The organism is Mycobacterium sp. E2479 (assembly GCF_001667925.1).
Taxonomy (GTDB): Bacteria; Actinomycetota; Actinomycetes; order Mycobacteriales; family Mycobacteriaceae; genus Mycobacterium.
This window is the reverse complement of the sequence record NZ_LZJR01000086.1, coordinates 57,590-78,626: the sequence shown is the minus strand read 5'-3', so window position 1 is coordinate 78,626 and position 21,037 is coordinate 57,590. Positions and strand designations below refer to the sequence as shown.

7 protein-coding genes are annotated in these 21,037 nt (G+C 67.6%); all 7 read left to right on the top strand.

What is annotated here, in order from left to right; translation table 11 throughout:
- Position 1 precedes the first annotated feature (1 nt).
- Genes A5686_RS12555 through mbtG form a run of 7 tightly spaced genes read left to right on the top strand, consistent with a single transcriptional unit; the run spans position 2 to position 20,956 of the window.
- On the top strand, positions 2-3,517 hold the full coding sequence (locus tag A5686_RS12555; RefSeq protein WP_067934515.1) for a non-ribosomal peptide synthetase: 3,516 nt from the start codon (positions 2-4) through the stop codon (positions 3,515-3,517).
- Positions 3,514-4,275 carry a thioesterase II family protein gene (locus tag A5686_RS12550; RefSeq protein WP_067934513.1) on the top strand — a complete coding sequence of 254 codons (762 nt, stop codon included), beginning with the start codon at positions 3,514-3,516 and terminating at the stop codon, positions 4,273-4,275. Before A5686_RS12555 ends, A5686_RS12550 begins: the two co-directional genes overlap by 4 nt.
- A 6-nt stretch (positions 4,276-4,281) precedes the next feature.
- Positions 4,282-5,613: a polyketide synthase gene (locus A5686_RS12545; RefSeq protein ID WP_067934512.1), complete on the top strand. Its 1,332-nt coding sequence runs from the start codon at positions 4,282-4,284 to the stop codon at positions 5,611-5,613.
- A complete protein-coding gene (gene mbtD, locus A5686_RS12540) occupies positions 5,613-8,660 on the top strand; it encodes a mycobactin polyketide synthase MbtD (protein WP_067934720.1) in 3,048 nt (1,015 codons plus the stop codon). The genes A5686_RS12545 and mbtD overlap by 1 nt, the downstream gene beginning before the upstream one ends.
- A gap of 1 nt (position 8,661) precedes the next feature.
- Positions 8,662-15,237: a non-ribosomal peptide synthetase gene (locus A5686_RS12535; RefSeq protein WP_067934510.1), complete on the top strand. Its 6,576-nt coding sequence runs from the start codon at positions 8,662-8,664 to the stop codon at positions 15,235-15,237.
- Positions 15,234-19,673, top strand: coding sequence for a non-ribosomal peptide synthetase (locus A5686_RS12530; RefSeq protein WP_067934508.1), 4,440 nt, complete (start codon positions 15,234-15,236; stop codon positions 19,671-19,673). The genes A5686_RS12535 and A5686_RS12530 overlap by 4 nt, the downstream gene beginning before the upstream one ends.
- Entirely contained in the window at positions 19,670-20,956 is a 1,287-nt protein-coding gene (mbtG, locus tag A5686_RS12525) for an NADPH-dependent L-lysine N(6)-monooxygenase MbtG (protein ID WP_067934506.1), read from the top strand. Before A5686_RS12530 ends, mbtG begins: the two co-directional genes overlap by 4 nt.
- Positions 20,957-21,037 lie beyond the last annotated feature (81 nt).

Here is a 21,037-nt window from a genome sequence, read left to right as displayed (position 1 = left end):
TGTGGTGCACGCCTCGGCACGCTCGGAGAATATCCGGGCGGAGGTGGCCGATTTGCTCGGCGTCGACGTCGATGCAGTTCAGCCGGGTCGCAGCCTGATCGCCCAGGGCCTGGACTCCATTCGGATCATGACGTTGGCCGGCCGCTGGCGGCGCCAGGGCATCGCCATCGACTTCGCCACCCTTGCCGAGACCCCGACGATCGAAGCCTGGGCCGCTCTGGTCGGCGCCGACCGGAAGGGCGCCTGCCAGCCGATCCTGACCGCCGAGGCTCCCGGCGACGCCGACCTGTCAGGGGCGGACGAGCCGTTCCCGATGGCCCCGATGCAGCACGCGATGTGGGTCGGTCGCCATGACAACCAGCAGCTGGGTGGTGTTGCCGGTCATCTGTACGTGGAGTTCGACGGTGGCCCGGTCGACCCCGAGCGCCTGCGCACGGCGGCCACCGCGCTGGCGCGTCGCCATCCGATGTTGCGGGTGCGGTTCCTACCCGACGGAAATCAGCGCATCACCCCGGTGAACGAGAGCGGCGCCTTCCCGGTCAGCGTCGAGGACCTGCGCTCGCTGAGCGCCGAAGAGGCCGAACAGCGGCTCACCGCGATCCGCACCACCAAATCTCATCAGCAGCTCGACGACGCGGTGTTCGAATTGGCGGTGACGCTGCTACCGGGCGAGCGGTCGCGCCTGCACGTGGACCTGGACATGCAGGCGGCCGACGCGATGAGCTATCGCACGCTGATGGCCGATCTGGCCGCCTGCTACGGCGGCCGCGATCTCCCCCAGCTGAGCTACACCTACCGCCAGTACCGCCAAGCTATCGAGGCGGCAAGCGCACAGCCGCAGCCGGCACGCGAGGCCGACCGGGCCTGGTGGGCGCGGCGCCTCCCGGAGCTGCCAGACCCGCCCGCGTTGCCGTCGACCGGTGGCCGGGGCGCCAACCACAGCACCCGACGCTGGCACTGGCTGGACCCCAAGACACGCGATGCGCTGTTCGCCCGCGCTCGAGCGCGCGGCGTCACCCCAGCGATGGCGCTGGCCGCGGGATTCGCCAACACTGTCGCCCGCTGGTCGACCACCTCACGCTTTCTGCTGAACGTGCCGCTGTTCGGGCGCCAGGCGCTGCACCCGGACGTCGACTTTCTGGTTGGCGACTTCACCTCCTCGTTGCTGCTCGACATCGATCTAATCGGCGCCGACACCGCGACCGCGCGGGCACGCGCGGTGCAGGACGCGATGCGCACGGCCGCCGCGCATTCCGCCTATCCCGGGCTGTCGGTCCTGCGCGACCTCAGCCGCCACCGCGGTACCCAGGTGCTCGCGCCGGTGGTCTTCACCAGCGCGCTGGGGCTCGGCGAGCTGTTCAGTCCCGACGTGGTCGGCCAGTTCGGCACGCCGGGATGGATCATCTCCCAGGGGCCGCAGGTGCTGCTCGACGCGCAGGTCACCGAGTTCGACGGCGGGGTCCTGGTGAATTGGGATGTGCGCGAGGGCATCTTCCCGTCGGGTGTCATCGACGCCATGTTCGCCTACCACATCGACGAGCTGCACCGGCTGGCCTCCGCCGACGACGCATGGGAGGCGCCGGGGCCCCCGGCGCTGCCGGAGGCACAGCGCGCGGTACGTGATGCGGCCAATGCTCGCACCGCCCAGGCCAGCGGAGAAGCGTTGCACGACGGGTTCTTTCGGCAAGCCGAGCGGCAGCCCGACGCCCCGGCGATATTCGCCAGTACCGGTGACCTCAGCTACGCGCAACTGCGCGACCAGGCGTGGGCCGTGGCCGCGGCGCTGCGCACCGCCGGCATCGCCGCCGGCGACACCATCGCGGTGATGGGCCCGAAGACCGCCGAGCAGATTCCGGCGTTGCTCGGCATCCTGTCGGTCGGCGCCGTTTACCTGCCGATCGGCGTCGACCAGCCCCGTGATCGCACCGAGCGCATCCTAAAAACCGGGCGGGTGAGCTTGGCCCTGGTGTGCGGCGGACAACGACTGTCCATGCCGGTACCCGAACTGGTCATAGCCGAGGTGGTTAACGACGGGTGCCCGATTGCTCAGATTGCTTCAGCGGTAATCGATCCCGCCGAACTCGCCTACGTGTTGTTCACATCGGGCTCGACCGGCGAGCCCAAAGGTGTTGAGGTCACCCACGACGCGGCCATGAACACGGTGGAATTCATCGGCCACCACTTCGAGATCGGCCCCGCGGATCGATGCCTGGCGCTGTCGACACTGGAAGGCGACATCTCGGTGATGGACGTGTTCGTCACCCTGCGCACCGGTGGGGCCATCGTGGTGGTCGACGAAGCGCAGCGGCGCGATCCTGACGCCTGGGCCCGGCTCATCGACACTTACAAAGTCACGGTGCTGCACTTCATGCCCGGCTGGCTGGAGATGCTGAGTGAAGTCGGCCGCGGGCGGCTGTCGTCGGTGCGGGTGATCCCCACCGGGGGCGACTGGGTGCGACCCGAGGTGGTACGCCGCCTACGGACCGAAGCGCCGAACCTGCGCTTCGCGGGCCTCGGCGGGGCCACCGAAACCCCGGTGCACAACACCATTTTCGAGGTAACCGACTCGATGCCGCAAGATTGGACGGCCCTGCCCTTCGGTGTCCCGCTTCCCAACAACGCCTGTCGCGTCGTCGGCGACACCGGCGCTGATTGCCCCGACTGGGTCCCCGGGGAATTTTGGGTGTCCGGGCGCGGCATCGCGCGCGGCTACCGCGGACGTCCCGATCTCACCGCGCAACGTTTCGTCGAGCACGACGACCGAACCTGGTATCGCACCGGCGATTTGGTCCGCTACTGGCCAGATGGCACCCTCGAATTCGTTGGCCGCGCTGACGAGCGGGTGAAGATCAGCGGTTATCGCGTCGAGTTGGGCGAGATCGAGACCGCATTGCGGCGCGTGCCCGGCGTGCGGACGGCGGTGGCCGCCCTGATCGCCGTATCCGGGGAATCGGATGTGCTCGCCGCGCAGGTGTGCACCGACGACTCCTCTTTGACCGCCGAACGCATCCGGCAGCTTCTTGGTGAGCTGGTCCCCGCGTACATGGTCCCACGCCACATCATGGTTGTGGAGCGGATCGGTTTCACCGATGCCGGGAAGCTCGACCGGCGCGCCGCCGCGCGTGAGTTGAAGACCGCCGTCGGGCAAGTACGGCGGCCTGGCTACCGGTCACCGTCGACGCCCTTGGAGTCCGCACTGGCACTGATCGTCGGTGATCTACTCGGCCAAGAAAACATCGGAATCGACGACGACTTCTTCGCACTCGGCGGTGATTCGGTGCTCGCCACCCAAGCCGTGGCGAGGATTCGGGCCTGGCTGGACGCACCGGACATCATCGTCGCCGACGTCTTCGCCAACCGAACCGTGTCGGCGCTGGCCGCGGTGCTCAGCGCCGGCGAGAACGATCCCGGCCGGCTGGACCAGGTCGCCGAGCTGTACCTGGAGGTCGTCGGGATGGACGCCGAGTCGGTTCTGGCGGCCGCTCGACAAGCTACGAAATCGTATACGGCACAATGACATTGAATGACCTGATCACCGTGTCTGCCACGTTCCCGTCCTGGATCAAGCTGACCAGGGCGCACGGCGACGCGTCGTCCACCGGTGCCACCGTGATATTTCCGCACGCCGGTGCCGCCGCCGCGAGCTACCGGGTGCTGGCGGCCGCGCTGGCCGCCGGTGGCGACACCTATGTCATGCAGTACCCCCAGCGGGCTGACCGCCTCACCGAACCCGCCCACGACAGCGTGCACGATCTGGCCGCCAGCCTGTTCCGGGCCGCGCCGTGGCCCAGCGTCGCGCCGCTGAAGTTGTTCGGGCACAGCATGGGTGCCGTCGTCGCCTTCGAGTTCGCCGTTGTGGCCCAAAGGCATGGCGCGGCCGTACAGAAGCTTTGGGTATCGGCCGGTCCGCCGCCGTGCGTCGTCGCGGACATGCCCCAACTGCCGACCACCGACGACGGGCTGCTGGCCGAAATCGCCGATTTGGGCGGCACCGACCCCGAACTGCTCGCCGACGAAGAGTTCTGCGAACTACTGACCACCGCGGTGCGCGCCGACTACCAGGCCTTCAACGGGTATGAACCCAGCCGCGATGTCCGCATCGGCGCCGACATTCACGTACTGGGTGGCCGTGACGACCATCGCGTCACCGCCGGCGTGCTTGAGCAGTGGGAAAGGCACACCGCCGGATCCTTCGCGGTGTCGTTGTATGACGGCGGGCACTTCTACGTCTACGACCATGTCGACGCGATCGCCGCACAGGTGAATGCCGGGTGATCAGCAATGTCTGACGATGGTTTTGCCCGGGGCCTCGACGGCGAGGACGCCGATCCGGTCGTGATCGTGGGGATGGGTGTCGAGGCACCCGGCGGCATCGAAACACCCGACGGTTACTGGGATCTGCTGGCGCACGGCCGTGAGGCGCTGGGCCCCTTTCCCACTGACCGCGGCTGGGCGGTGCACGAACTGCTCGCCGGCTCGCGGCGCAGCGGTTTCAAAGAGATCCATGACCGCGGCGGTTTCCTCACCGGGGCAACGACTTTCGATCCAGAGTTTTTCGGCATCTCACCCCGCGAGGCGGTCGTGATGGACCCGCAGCAGCGGGTTGCGTTGCGGGTGGCCTGGCGCGCGTGCGAAAACAGTGGCATCAATCCAGACGACCTGGCCGGACACGATGTGGGCTGCTTTGTCGGCGCCTCGGCCACCGGCTACGGACCCGAGATGGCCACGTTCTCCGAACACAGCGGTCATCTGCTGGCCGGCACCGCGCTCAGTGTGATTTCGGGCCGCATCGCCTACACGCTGGGGTTGACCGGGCCGGCACTGACCCTGGACTCCTCGTGTGCATCCGCGCTGGTGGCCTTCCACGTCGCGACGCGCTCCCTGCAGAACGACGACTGCGATCTGGCCATCGCGGGTGGGGTCAACGTGCTGGGTTCGCCGGGCTTCTTCGTCGAGTTCTCCAAACAACACGCACTCTCCGACGACGGATACTGCCGCCCCTACAGCGCGCGGGCCAGCGGGACCGTGTGGGCCGAGGGGGCGGCGATGTTTGTGCTGCAACGTAAATCGGCCGCGTTGCGCGCTGGTCGACAGATAGTCGCCGAGGTGCGGGCCACGGCTATGAATCAGGACGGGCGCAGTGCCGGTCTGAGCGCGCCCAGCGGCGATGCCCAGGTACGGCTGTTCCGGCGGGCGATCAGCCAGGCCGGGATCAAACCGGCCCAGGTGGGAATGATCGAGGGCCATGGCACCGGAACCCGACTCGGTGACCGAACCGAGTTGCGGTCGCTTGCCCAGACTTACGGCGATACCGAACCTTGCAGCGGAGCATGGCTGGGTTCGGTGAAATCCAATGTGGGTCACTCGCTGGCCGCGGCCGGCGCGCTGGGGCTGGCCAAAGTGCTGGTAGCTGCGGAACACGGCGCCGTGCCACCCACCCTGCACGCGAGCGAAGCAAGCCCCGAAATCGAATGGGAGAAACAGGGTTTGCGATTGGCGCAGACTTTGACACCGTGGCCGGCCATCGATGGGCAACGTACCGCCGCGGCCTCCGCGTTCGGGATCGCGGGCACCAACGCACATCTGATCGTTTCCGTCCCCGAGGTCGCATGATGCTCACCCATCGACTTCCGGACGGGCGCGTTCCGGTGCTGCTCAGCGCCCACGACCCGGAGCTGATTCGCCGGGACGCCTCGGCGATCGCGGACTACCTGGGTCGCGTCGACGACTCGCCAGATCTGACCGCCGCGGTCGCCTCCACCCTGCTGCGATTGCGCCGGGTGAGACGTCACCGTGCGGTGGTGCGAGCGGCGGACCGCACCGAACTCGTCGCGGCACTGTCCGCGATCGCTCGCGACGAGGACCACGAGTTGGTCTCGCACTGCGCCCAGACGACGCCGCGGCGCGTCGCGTTCGTGTTCCCGGGCCAGGGCAATCAATGGCAGGCGATGGGAGCCGACGCGTACCGGCAGCTGCCGGCTTACCGTGCGGCCGCCGATCGGTGCACGCAAGCTTTCGTATCTGCCGGATTCCCTTCTCCGCTGCCATATCTGGTCAGCGATGAAGAGCGCGGCTGGTCGCGCTCCGAGATTCAGGCGGCGCAGTTCACCCACGCGGTGAGCCTGGCAGAAGCGTGGCGGTCCTACGGGGTGCTGCCCGATATCGCCATCGGTCATAGCCTCGGCGAGGTGGCGGCCGCGTATGTGGCGGAAGCGCTTGCCTTGTCGGACGCGGTCGCGTTGGTGGTTGCGCGCGCCACGGTTGTCGACCAGTTGACCGGCTGCTACGCGATGGCGGTGCTCGGGACCGGACTCGACATCGCGGAGTCGCTACTGGCGGAGGCGCCCGGCTGGCTGGAAGTCTCGGCGGTCAACGGCCCGTCGTCGACCGTCGTCGCCGGTGACCAGCAGGCGGTGGCCGGCGCGGTGCGGCTGGCCCAACAGCGTGGCATTTTCAGCCAGCAGCTGTCCGTCGACTATCCCGGACACACCAGCGCGCTTCGGCCGTTGCGAGCGAGTCTGGCCGAGCTGACGCCGAAGTCGGCATTCCGCGACGGGCCGGTGAGATTCATCGGCTCCACGCTGGGCGCCGAGTTGGCTGACACCACCGACTTCGGTGACTATTGGTATGAAAACCTCTGCGGCACCGTGCGATTTGATCTCGCTGTGCAGTATGCCCGCGGTTGCGGGGCCGACGCGTTCGTGGAGCTCTCGGCGCACCCGTCATTGCTGTATCCTCTGGGCGGCATCGTCGATGACGAGGCGAGCGTCATCGTCGGCTCGGGGCATCGCGACCGCGCCATCACCGATTCGCTGTCGGCGAACATCGCCGCCATTGCGATCGCGGACCCCGGCTCAAGGTGGGCCGACGCGGTCCCGGGTGCCGAGCGGCCCGCGCTGCGGGGGTTCCCGAACGCGCCGATGCGGGCGGTGCACCTCTGGGCGGCACCGGAACGAGTGACCGAACCGGCGCCTGCGCCGGCGCTCACCGTGGCTGTCGAAAAGTGGCGGCCGATGTCGGCACCGATCACGACGAGCGTAACCACCGTGGACATCGGCTTCTTCGGTCCAGGTGCCCTGACGCAGCGACTCGTCGACGCCGTTGCGGGACATGATGACCGCCGAGCGGTGTCACCGAACGAGGCGGAAGTCCTCGTGGTGGCCGCCCCGGAACTCGACGAGCTCGACGCCCCCGCGGCAATCGAGCAGATCGCCGGTCGGCCCGATGCGGGCCTGCCCGATTACCCCGCGTTGATCGGCCCTAGGTGTCGGGCCGTCTGGTTACTCACCGCCGGTGCCGAACAGATCGACCGGGACGATGCCCCCGCCTCTCCGGCGCAGGCTGCGCTGGCGGGCATGCATCGCAGCGTCAGCTTCGAGTTCCCGGACCAGGCCTTCGGGCATCTCGACCTCACGCACCGCGATGTCGATCCCGCCACGGCGCAAGCCGTCGTCGAGGTGCTGCTCGGCGAGGCGGCCGAGGTCGCGTTGCGGGGCGCCGAATCGCCGCGACTCTACGGCCGGACGTTGAGTGCGTGCCGCGAGTCGACGACGCGGCGACCGCTCGATGCGGCTGCGCTGGACGACGTGGTGATCACCGGTGGCAGCGGGGCCATCGGATTGCAGTACGCGCGGTATTGCCTGAGGCGCGGCGCCCGGACCATCACCCTGTTGAGCCGCAACGGCGTTGATCCGACCGTACTGCGTGAACTCGGTGGCCGGCATGATGCCGAAGTGCGTGCCCCCCGGTGCGACATCACCGATCGCGCCGCGCTGGCCGCCATCGCGGCGAATTATGCGGGGTCGGGCGCGTCATTGCTGATTCACGCCGCAGGCATCGCGCAGGCGCGCTTGAGTTCGGATCTCACCGGTTCGGATGTGGCGGCGGTCTGCGCGGCCAAGGTCGACGGATTGGCGGCGCTGACCGACGTGTGGCCGCTGCGGCCGGATTGCCGGATCCTGGCCTGCTCATCGGTATTCGGAGTCTGGGGCGGGCACGCCCACGCGGCGTACGCGGCGTCCAACCGGATGCTCGACGTGTTGGCCGCCCAGTTGCGTGCCACGGGACGCGACTGCACCGCGATCCGATGGGGCCTGTGGCACGGTGCCGGCGTAGTGGCGGGCCACGAGATCACCCGCACCGAACGATCAGGTTTAGTGGCAATGGAGCCGGAGCAGGCGATCGAAGCCAGTCTGTATCGCTACGCGGGCGATCCACTGATTTTCGACGCCGACTTCAAGCGGCTCCAGGTGTTCTTTGAAAGCCAGGGAATGCCAATGCCGTTCATCGTCTCGCCCTGCGGCGACGGTGCGGACCGTGAAGTCTCGGTTGAGAAGCCGCTCGCCGAGATAGTGCGGGCCGAATTGGCCGCAACGCTGCACCTGGGCGATTCGCTCTCGATTGACCCGGGCACATCGCTCATCGACCTGGGCGTGGACTCGTTGCTCGCACTCGATCTACGTAAGCGCCTGCGCCGCACGGTAGGCAATTCGGTTCCGGTGTCCCGCATGCTCGGCGGCATCACCGTGACAGAGCTGATCGAGGCGTTGCGTGCCGACTCGACCGGCGGGCCCGCGACGCCACCCTCATTCGGGCGCGCGGGCGTCGCCAACGGTGCACATCACTCAACGCTCGCGATGCTAGAAAGGCTGGACTCCTAGCGTGACAAATACCACCGGCGTCGGCACCCCACTCGACGAACAGCGCCTGGAATTACTGCGCCGCATGCTCGCTGAACGCGGCCTGGCCAGGACGACGGCCCCGGCGCAGGTGTCCGACGACGGGCCACGCATGTCGGTGGGCCAGCACCGGATGTGGTTCGTGCAGTCCGCCGATCCCGACAGCGCGCTGCTCAACATCTGCGTCTCCTACCGCCTTTCCGGCACGGTCGACACCGCGCGGTTGCACCATGCGGTCGACGCCGTCGCCGGGCGGCACCCCGTGTTGCACACGACGTACGCAGCAGACGGCGAGGGCGTCCCGCATCCGGTGATCCGCGAGGACCTGCGACCGGAATGGGCCGAGCACGACCTGGCCGAGTTGACCGATCAAGCGCGCCGGCTGCGGCTGGATGTGCTGGCGCAGCGCGACTTTCGTCGGCCATTCGACCTGAGTAAGGATTCGCCGTTGCGAATCACGGTGGCGCATCTGACTGACGACGAGCTGATGCTGCTGATCACCGCGCACCACATCGCCTGGGATGACGGCTCGTGGGAGCCGTTCTTCGCGGATCTGACCCGCGCATACACCGACCCGGACACCTTCGCCGATGGGCCAGTACCGAGGGATCATTCGTCGGATCCGACCTCCATTCGCCAGTCGGACCTGGACTACTGGCGACCGCTGATGGCCGACCTGCCGGAGCCCCTCGAGCTTCCCGGGCCCAACGGTTCGGTGGTGCCCACCACCTGGCGCGCGCAGCGCGCGTCCGCGCAGCTGTCGGTCGACATCGTCGATCGGGCGGCCGCGCTGGCCCGCGAAACGGGCGCCACCCCGTACATGGTGTTGATGGCCGCCTTCGCCGCGCTCGTGCACCGCTATACCCAGTCAACCGACTTCTTGGTCGCGGCCCCGGTGCTCAACCGCGGCGTGGGCACCGAGGACGTCATCGGCTATTACGGCAACACCGTGGTGATTCGGCTGCGGCCTGCGCCGCACCAGACGTTTCGCGAGCTGTTGCACCAAACCCGCGTCGAGGCGGTGGGCGCCTTCGCCCATTCGCGGGCCGACCTGGACTGGCTGGTGCGGGAATCGAATCCCGATCGTCGCCATGGCGCCGACCGGATGACCCGCGTGAGCTTCGGGCAACGAGAGCCCGACGGTGTCGGCTTCTGCCCGCCGGGCGTGCGTTGCGAACGCGGTGAATTGCGCGGACATTTCAACCAATTGCCGCTGAGTTTGATGGTCGAGCTGGATCGGACGCCAGACGGCTCCGGCGGCGGCCTCGTCGAGGCCGAATACCTGGTTGAGGTGCTGGATCGGCCGCTGGTCGAGCAATTGCTGCGCCACTACGGAGCCTTGCTCGACGGTCTGCTCTTTGAGCCCGACGCGAAGCTGTCGGCCTGCGCATTGATGAGTGCCGAAGACGCCGAGTGGCTGCGCGCCGTTTCGACCGGCGAGCAATTCGTCACCCCGGCGAGCACCTTGCCCGAGTTGGTCGGCCGCAGGGCCGGCCTGACGCCCGACGCCGTCGCCGTCGTCTACGAGGGCCGCCCTTATACCTACCGGGAAATCGACGAAGAGTCGAATCGGTTGGCGCACTGGCTCATCGCGCAAGGAATCGGCACCGAGGATCGCGTCGCGGTACTGCTGGACAGGTCTCCGGAATTGGTGATCACCGCGCTCGGGGTGCTCAAAGCGGGCGGGGTCTATCTGCCGGTGGATCCCACCTACCCGGAGGACCGGCTGACGTTCATTCTCGAGGACGCGGACGCCAAACTGGTGTTGCGTGAACCGGTTATGGCCGCAGACTATCCGGTCACCGCGCCGTCCGAGCTGGTCCGACCGCTCAGCCCACAAAACACCGCTTACCTGATCTACACCTCGGGTTCCACCGGGCTGCCCAAAGGCGTTCCCGTGCCGCACGCACCCATCGCCGAATACTTCGTCTGGTTCGGCGACGAATACCGCGTCGACGACACCGATCGTCTGCTGCAGGTCGCCTCGCCCAGCTTCGACGTTTCGATGGGCGAGATCTTCGGCACGCTGATCATGGGCGCCCGCCTGGTGATTCCGCGGCCCGATGGGCTGCGCGACATCGGCTACCTCACCGACCTGCTGGCGCATGAGGGCATTACGTCGATGCACTTCGTGCCGTCGCTGTTGGGGCTCTTCCTGTCATTGCCCGGCGTCGGCCAGTGGCGGACCCTGCGGCGCGTGCCCATCGGTGGAGAGCCCCTGCCCGGCGAGGTCGCCGACAAGTTCCACGCCACCTTCGACGCCTCGCTGTACAACTTCTACGGGCCGACCGAGACCGTGGTGAACTGCACCAGCTACCCCGTGGAGGGCGCCCAGGGTACCCGCGTGGTGCCCATCGGCCGGCCTAAGATCAACACCCAGGTGTACCTGCTCGACAACGCGTTGCAGCCGGTTCCCGTCGGCGTGATCGGTGAAATCTACATCGCCGGAACACATGTCGCGCATGGATATCACCGCAGGCCGCAGATGACGTCCGAGCGATTCGTCGCCGACCCGTTCACGCCCGGCGGGCGGATGTACCGGTCCGGCGACCTGGCCCGCCGCAACGCCAACGGGGACATCGAGTTCGTCGGCCGCGCCGACGAACAGGTGAAGATCCGCGGTTTCCGCATTGAGTTGGGGGAGATCGCGGCCGCGATCTCGGTCGACCCCAGCGTTGGGCAGGCGGTCGTGCTGGCCATGGACCTGCCCCAATTGGGCAAGAGCCTGGTGGGATACGTGACGCCGGCTCAGGGCTCCGGCACGGAAACGGTTGACGTGGAGCGCATCCGGGCCCGGGTGGCCGCAGCGCTCCCGGACTACATGGCCCCGGCCGCCTATGTGGTGCTCGACGAAATCCCGATCACCGCGCACCAGAAGATCGACCATGCCGCACTGCCAGCACCTCAGATCGCGGTGGTCACCGAATACCGCGATCCCACCACTCCCACCGAACACCGCATCGCGCAACTGTTTTCCGGCCTGCTCGGCCATGAGCGGGTGGGCGTCGACGACTCGTTCTTCGACCTGGGTGGCCACTCGCTGGTGGCCACCAAACTGGTCATCGCGATTCGCGCGGAGTGCGGCGTGGAAATCGGCATTCGTGACGTGTTCGAACTCGCCACGGTCGGTGCGCTGGCCGAGCGGATCGACCGGTTGGGTTCGGGTGAACTCACGCCGCGGCGACCCAGGCTGATCACCACTGCGCACGACGAGCCCATGCCGCTCTCGGCGTCGCAGCTGCGCAGCTGGTTCGCCTACCGCGTCGACGGGCCCAGCTGGGTGAACAACATCCCGTTTGCGGCGAAGCTGACCGGGCCGTGGGACATCGATGCGCTGATCGCCGCCATCGGCGATGTCGTCGCCAGACACGAGATCCTGCGCACCAGCTACGTCGAGTTGGACGGTGTGCCCTATCAGGTGGTGGGCCCAACCGACCTCGAGTTTCCGGTGCGCCGCGAGGAGGGACCCGACGACGCCTGGCTGCAACGGCAGCTCGACGTCGAGCGGTGCCACTGCTTCGCGCTGGACGCCGAATTGCCGATCCGGGTCGCGCTGCTGCGCACCGAGAACACGGCGCAGCACGTGCTGTCGCTGGTCGTGCACCACATCGCCTCCGACCACTGGTCGGCGGGCGTGCTGTTCTCCGACGTGATCACGGCATACCGGGCCCGGCGCGGCGGACAAGCGCCGTCCTGGGCGCCGCTTCATGTGCAGTACGCCGACTACGCGGCGTGGCAGCGCACGTTCCTGGGGGACGCGGGCGGCCAGGAATCGCCGATCGCCGCCGAGCAGCGGGAGTACTGGACGCGGCAGCTGGCCGGGATGCCGGAGGACACCGGCCTGCGTCCGGACTTTCCGCGCCAGCCGGTGCCCAGCGGCGAGGGGGAGTCCGTCGACTTTCACATCGACTCGCAAACCCGCGCCAGGCTCGGTGAGCTGTGTCGCGAGCTGGGCATCACCGAATTCATGCTGCTGCAAACGGCCGTCGCCGTGGTTTTGCACAAAGCCGGTGGGGGAACCGACATTCCGCTGGGTACCCCGGTCGCGGGCCGCACCGAAGCGGAATTGGACCAGCTGATCGGGTTTTTCGTCAACATCCTGGTGCTGCGCAACGACATGGGCGGCAACCCGACGCTGCGTGAACTGCTCGAGCGGGCCCGGGACACCGCCCTGGCCGCCTACGCGCACCAGGACCTGCCGTTCGACCGCGTGGTCGACAGCGTCAGCCCGGTGCGCTCGCTGTCACGAAACCCGCTGTTCCAGGTCGTCGTGCACGTCCGGGATCACCTGTCCGCCACGCGGGTCATCGAGACCGCGACCCAGGGCAGCGAAGAGCAGGACACCGTGTGCACGTCGCTGGACCCGATCTTCGACATGGCGCACGCCGATCTGAGCGTCAACTTCTTCGGTACCGACGGTTCGGGCGACATCGGCTACCACTGCAATGTCATCTTTCGTACCGAGCTCTACGCCAGGACCACCGTCGAGCGCTTGGCCCAATGGCTGACCCGGGCGCTCACCGCGTTTGCCGACGACCTCGACCAGAGTTTGCGGGAGGTCCAGCTGGTCGAGGTCGGGGAGCAGCACCGCATTCTGCGGCAATGGAGCCGCGGCGAGCGGCCGCCGCGCGACCGGCCGCGCACCATCCCGGAATTGCTGGAACCCAGCCGGGCGTGGGGCGCCGATCGCATCGCGGTACGCTGCGGCGAACAGAGCATCGATTACGCTGCCCTGCACCGCCGTTCGGACAACTTGGCCGCGCTGCTGGTCAAGAACGGGGTGGGTCCCGGATCGTTGGTCGGGTTGTCGACCCGGCGGAGCGTGGAGCTGGTGGTGGCGTTGGTGGCCATCATGAAGGCCGGCGCCGGTTACTTTCCCATCGACCCCGGTTATCCGCTGGCGCGAAAGCAATTCATGCTCGACGACGTGCGACCGCCGGTCGTGGTCGCCACGGTCGAAGCGGTGGACAGCATGCCGCAGGTGCCCGGGGTCGAGCTGATCTCGCTGGACGATCCACAGGTACGCGCCATGGTCGACAACGACGAGATCAGCCCGCAGTCAAGCGGGTTGCCGCTACCGCACCCCGACGACCCGATGCACTTGGTGTTCACGTCCGGGTCCACCGGCAAGCCGAAAGGCGCAGTGGGAACCCATCGTTCGATGGCGGCCCGGCTCGATTGGCAGTTGCGGCACTACCCGCCGCGAACGCACGACGTCCGATTGGCACAGGCATCGATCACGTTCCTCGAAGGCGGCATGGAGATGCTGGCCGGCCTGGCGGCCGGTGCGACCATGATCCTGGCCGACGATGCCGAGCACCGCGATCCGGAGATGCTCGGGGACTTGATGAACCGGCATTCGGTGGCCCAGGTGACCGCGGTGCCCAGCTTGGTCTCGGCGTTGGTGGATAGCCGGCCCGACGCCGTGCGCGCACTGTCACGGCTGGTGTGCGGTGGCGAACCGGTCAGCACGGCGCTGCTGCACCGGCTGGTGTCGGTGTGCGGCGATGACGCCGGAGCCGGCACCGAGCTGCTGAACAACATCGGTTCCACCGAGACCTCAGGCGCGGTGTCCCGCGGACCGTTGGGTTTGCCGAATCCGCTTGTCGGAAGGCCGGTCCCGGGTGCCGAAGCCTACCTGCTCGACGACGGGCTGCGTCCCGTGCCGGTCGGCGTGGTGGGCGAGCTGTACTACGCCGGTGACCAGCTGGCCCGAGGCTATTGGAAACGCCCGGGCCTGACCGCCGCGCGATTTATCGCCAATCCCCATGGGACGGAGCCGGGATCGCGGTTGTACCGCAGTGGCGACCTGGCCCGATGGACCGAGGACGGCCAACTGGAATTCATCGGACGTTCCGACCACCAGGTGCAGGTGCGGGGTTTCCGCGTAGAGCTGGCGGAGGTCGAGGCGGCGCTGGCGGCAGCCGACGGAGTCGCCGCCGCGGCGTCGCGCACCTGGGAGGTGCACGGCGGCACGTCGTTGGCCGGATATATTGTGCCCCAACGGTCGATCACCGACGACGCGGAGAAGGCGACATTTGCAGGGGAGGTGCGTGCTGCGATCGCCACGGTCCTGCCGGGTTACATGCTGCCGTCGTCGCTGACCGTGCTCGACGTCCTCCCCAAAACCGAATCGGGCAAGCTGAACCGACCCGGACTGCCGCGGCCGGCGGTCAGCACCGGCGGCCAGGCCGAACCCGCGCGCACCGACACCGAACGGGCGCTGGCCAAGGTATTCGTGGAACTGTTGTCGACCCCGGAAATCGGGCGCTTCGACGATTTCTTCGCCCTCGGCGGCGACAGCATCCTGTCCGTCCAGCTCGCCGCGCGGGCGCGGGCGGCGGGCCTGGCCGTGAGTCCGCGCATGATCTTCGAGAACCCGACGGTGCAGCAGTTGGCCGCCGCGCTGGACGCCCCGAGCGACGACGGGGCCGACATCGCACGGGACGAGACGGCGACCGACATCCGTTTCGAGCCGATGAGTACCTCCGGACTATCGCCATCGGATTTGGCTGCCGTGACGCAACTTTTCTCGTCGTCGCGCGAAGGTGCGACATGACGGCCGCCAGAACCGATGTCGCGCCCGACATCGACGACGTGATGGCGCTGAGCCCGCTGCAGGAGGGCTTGTATTCGCTGACCACGCTCGCCGAATTCGCCGACGGGCAAGCGGCTGACGACCCCTACGTGATCGGAATAGCGGCGGACATCTTCGGCGGACTCGACGTCTCGCTGCTACGCGGCTGCGCGGAGCAGATGTTGGTGCGGCACCCGAATCTGCGGGCCAGCTTCTTCAGCCGGGGAATCCCGCGACCGGTGCAGATCGTGCCGTCCCGCGTCGAGCTGCCTTGGCGCTTGATCGCCGCCACACCCGACGACGTGCCGGCGCTGGAAAGTGGCGAACGTCGGCGACCGTTCAATCTGGAACGCGGGCCGGCGCTCCGCTTCTTACTGATTGAATTGCCTGGCGCGCAATGGCGTTTGGTGCTGACCGCCCATCACATCGTGATCGACGGTTGGTCGTTGCCGGTCTTCGTCAACGAGATGATGATCCTGTACCAGGCCGGCGGCGATGCGTCGGCGCTGCCCGCGCCCCCGCGGCCGTACCGCGATTACATCGGCTGGCTGGCGAGCCGCGATCCGGAAGCCAGCCACCGGGTCTGGCGCGAACACCTGGCGGGTATGCCAGGACCCACCCTGCTGGCCGCCTCGCTGGGATCCATCGAGCAGACCGAGGACCGACAGACGGCGCTGCCGCGCACGACCGAGCTGCGGGTGCCGGCCGAGACCACCGCGCGACTTTTCGACGAGAGCCGATCCTGCGGCGTCACCATCAACACCGTGCTGCAAATGGCCTGGGCGCTGGTGTTGTCACGGCTGACCGACACGTACGATGTGGTTTTCGGGGTTACGGTTTCCGGTCGGCCGCCCGAATTGACCGGCGTCGAGACCATGGTGGGTCTGTTCATCAACACCGTGCCGTTGCGCGTGCGTCTCGATCCGGCCGCGATGGTCGGCGAGCAGTGCCGCGCGGTGCAGCGCACCGCCGCGCTGCTGCGCGAGCACAGCCATCTCGGGCATGCCCAACTTCGGACCCTCGGCGGGGTCGGCGAAATGTTCGACACCCTGCTGGTCTACGAGAATTTTCCGATGGACCGGCTGACCGCAGGTGGCCAATTGTCCGCGGGCGGTGTGACGTTCCGCCCGTCCGCCCTGCAAACCCTGTCACATTTCCCCATTGCCATCGCCGCCCATCTGCAAGGCGGCGAGCTGGTGGTGCTGATCGAAGCGATCGACGGGGCGCTGGGCGCCGTTCCGGCCGCCACCTTCGGGCAGCGGTTGCTCACCACCGCCGCAAGGTTGCTGCGGGGCTGGGAGTGTCCGCTGCGTGACGTCAGTGTCCTGCTGGACGATGAGGCGGACCCGCCGAACTCCGCAGGCACGCCAAAGCCGATATCGCCGTTGAGTATCCACGCCCGGTTCGCTGACGTCGTGGCGAGGACACCGGACCACGTTGCGATCAGCTGGGTGGGCGGCACGCTGAGCTATCGCGAACTGGATCTTCTCAGCACCCGGCTGGCGGCACGACTCGCCCGAAATGGAGTCAAAGCCGAAACGCCGGTGGGAATCCGGCTTTACCGGGGGCCGCGTTACGTCATTGCGATACTCGCCGTGCTCAAAGCCGGCGGCATGTGCGTCCCGATGGAGCCGGGAATGCCCTCCGAACGGGTGAACTCGATCCTGCGTCAATCGGGCGTGCTGATCGTGTTGGACGACAAGCTGACAGACGAGCTGCTGGAGGCCGGCGAACCGCACGGCGACGACTTCAACCCGGTAGAAGTTCCACTCGCCCAGGCCGCGTACGTCGTGTTCACGTCGGGAACGACCGGAGAACCCAAGGGCGTCATCGGAACTCACGGTGCGCTGGGCGCCTACGCCGACGATCATCTGGACCTCGTGTTGCGGCCCGCGGCACACAAGCTGGGCCGGCCGGTGCGCATCGCCCACGCATGGTCGTTCGCGTTCGACGCCGCGTGGCAGCCGCTGGTCGGCTTGCTCGACGGGCACGGCCTGCATGTCGTCGACGAGCAGACCCAGACCGATGCCGAGGCGCTTGTCGCGTTGATCGCTGCGCACGGTGTCGACATGATCGACACCACGCCTTCGATGTTTGCGCAACTGCAGGCTTTTGGTTTGCTGATCGAGGCGTCCCTGAGCGTGCTGGCATTGGGCGGCGAGGCCGTCGGCAGTTCGGCCTGGGACCGGATCCGGAACATGTGCGGCGCCACGTCGATGACGGCATACAACTGCTACGGACCCACCGAGACCACGGTCGAGGCGGTGGTCGCCGTCATAGCCGAGCACGACGAGCCGGCCATCGGGCGGCCGACCCGGCACACCCGTGGCTACGTGCTGGATTCCGCGCTGCGCCCGGCGCCCTGCGGAGCGACCGGCGAGCTTTATCTGGCCGGTGCCCAGCTGGCCCGCGGCTATCTGGGCCGCGCTCCAGAGACCGCGGCCCGCTTTGTCGCCGACCCGTTTGTACCGGCAGAACGGATGTATCGCACCGGAGATCTGGTGCGCCGATTGCCCAATGGCTCAATGCAATACGTCGGACGCGCCGATGCCCAGGTGAAGATCCGCGGCCACCGCGTCGAACCCGCCGAAATCGCCGCCGCCCTCGAATCGCACCCGGCCGTGCGGCACGCTGCAGTGCTGGCACAGCAGCACCGGGGCGCCACGCGGCTCACCGCGTACGTGGCCGCCGACACGGCCACCGGCCGGCCCGCGACGGCCGAGCTGCGGAGCATGCTCAGTAGGCGGTTGCCGCGCTACATGGTTCCACAGCGAATCGTCCTGGTCGACGACATTCCCTTGACCGCCAACGGAAAGCTGGATGAAGCGGCTTTGGCCGCTCTCGATCAGGAGGGGTCCGAGGTCGGCGCGGCGATGCCCGAGACCGCCACCGAATCCGCGCTGGCCGAACTGCTCGTCGAGTTGCTCGGGCAACCGCGCGTCGACGTCACGGCGGACTTCCTGCAACTTGGCTTAGACAGCATCATGGCGCTGTCGGTGGTACAAGCGGCTCGAGCACGTGGAATAGCGCTGCGCGCCAGGCTTATCCTCGAGTGCAGCAATGTTCGCGAATTGGCCGAAGCGATCGACTCGGAGACCACGGCCGCCGCCCAGCAGGTGGACACCGGAACAGGGCCAATGCCGTTGCTGCCCAACGGCCGGTGGCTCTACGAATTCGGCGACCCGCGCAGGCTCGCCCAAACCGAAGCCATCCGCTTGCCCGAGACAGTGCGCCGCGAACAGTTGGATGCGGCCTTGGCCGGCATCATCGAGGGCCACGAAGTGCTGCGCACCCGGGTAAACCGTTCCACCATGACGTTGGAGCCGGTACCGGCCTTCGATATCGCCGGCATCGTCAAAGAGGTTGAGGTGGTTGGCGATCTGGTTGCCGCGGTGCCCGCCCAGGTCGCTCAGGCGGTCGACCGACTGGACCCCGAACACGGAACGCTGCTGTCGGTGGTGTGGTTACGCCCGCCGGCGGGAGAGAGCGTTCTGCTGGTGGCCGCGCACGTCGTCGCGCTGGACCCGGCGTCGTGGCGGGTCGTCCTCGGCGAACTCGGTGCCGCCATAGCGGCCTCGGCCGACGGCTGCTCACCGGCACCCATTCGGGAACCCACCAGCTATCGGCGCTGGGCAGACGCGCTCACCGCTCGGGCACACCGATTGGACACGGTGGACTTCTGGGCATCCCAACTGGACGGCGACGATCCCGACCTCGGTGCCCGCCGGATCGATCCAAGCCGCGACCGGGCCCGCAACCTGATCGTTCGTAACGTGGCCACCGACGCCGAAGTCACGCGACGGCTATTGGGATCGGGCCTGTCGTTGCCCATGCTCTTGGTGGCCGCCACCGCTGCGACGGTGACACGCTGGCGCGAGCGGCGCGGTCAACGCACCGCGCCGCCGTTGCTCGCACTCGAAACACATGGCCGCGCCGACAATTTGGTGGACGGCCCGGGTGCACACACCATCGACACCAGCGACACGGTCGGGTTGCTCAGCTCCATCTACCCGGTACGCCTGCACTCGACCGATCCGCACGAGGTGGGGCAGAGGTTATCGGGGATCCCCGGCGACGGGCTCGACTACGGGTTGCTGCGCTACCTACGCGACGACACGGCCGAGCGCCTGGCCGGTTTTTCACCACCGCAACTGCTGCTGAATTATCTCGGTGCCGCCCACACCGACGGCGGCACGGGACTGCGGCTCGAGCGCGAGTTACTCGCGGGGACGTCGCCGGTGCCGGAGCCAGAGCTGGCCGTGCGCCATGAGCTCGCCATCGCGGCGGTGGTGCTGACCTATGGCGGGGAGCGGGTACTGGCAGCGCAGTGGCGCGCCCTGCCCGACATCCTCGATGACGCGGATATCGCTGTACTACAGGAGATTTGGATCGATTCACTGCGGGAGATGGTGAGATGAGCACATTGGCGGTCCTAGGTGCCGGCGCCAAAGCGGTGGCGGTGGCTGCCAAAGCCTTCACGCTGCGCGAAATGAGCGTCGAGGTCCCCGACGTGGTCGCCGTGGAGCGGATCGGCGTCGCGGCGAACTGGCAGGCCAGCGGCGGCTGGACCGATGGCGCGCACCGCTTGGGCACCAGCCCCGAAAAGGACGTCGGGTTTCCCTACCGTTCCGCGCTGGTGCCGCGCCGCAATGCCGAACTCGACGAGCGGATGACCCGCTATAGCTGGCAGTCATATCTCATCGCAACCGCGTCGTTCGCCGAGTGGATCGACCGCGGCAGACCGGCGCCGACGCATCGCCGGTGGAGCCAATACTTGAGTTGGGTCGCCGACCATGTGGGAATGAACGTGGTGCACGGAGACGTCGAGCGATTGGCGATCACCGGGGACCGCTGGGCGCTGCACACCCACGAGACCACGGTGCACGCCGATGCGTTGATGATCACCGGCCCCGGCCAGGCCGAAAGGTCTTTGCTTCCGGGCAATCCGCGCATGCTGTCGATTGCCCAATTCTGGGATCGCGCCGCCAATCACGACCGGATCAATGCGGAGCGGGTGGCGGTGATCGGCGGGGGTGAGACGGCCGCGGCGATGCTCTATGAACTGTTCCGCCACCGCGTATCGAGCATCACCGTGATTTCACCACAGGCCACGTTGTTCACCCGCGGGGAGGGGTTTTTCGAGAACTCGCTGTTCTCCGATCCCACCAACTGGCCGGCCCTCACCCTTGACGAACGCCGCGATGCGTTGGCCCGCACCGACCGTGGGGTGTTTTCGTCCAGTGTGCAGGAAGCGCTGCTGGCCGACGATCGCATTCACCACCTGCGGGGCCGTGTCGCGCATGCGGTAGGCAAGGAGGGGCAGATCCGGCTGACGCTGTCCACCAACCGCGGCGGCGAGAATCTCGAGACGGTACACGGGTTTGATCTCGTGATCGACGGGTCGGGCGCTGACTCGCTTTGGTTCGCAACGTTGTTCAGTCAGGACGCACTCGATCTGCTAGAACTCGGTCTGGGTGGGCCGCTGACCTCAGAGCGGCTGCAGGAGTCGATAGGTTATGACCTGGCCGTCGCAGACGTGACACCAAAGCTGTTCCTGCCGAACTTATCAGGACTCACCCAGGGCCCCGGTTTTCCCAACCTGAGCTGCCTTGGACTGCTATCCGACCGGGTGTTGGGATCCACCGTGAGCCCGTCCAGGTATTCGGTGGGACGCAGACACGATGAGCGTCAACCGCTTTGACGACAGCGGTCGAATTTACCGCCGCCACCTGCTTGGGGCACAGAATATTCTGCGTATTTTCGCATGTCGCGATCGTAGCGT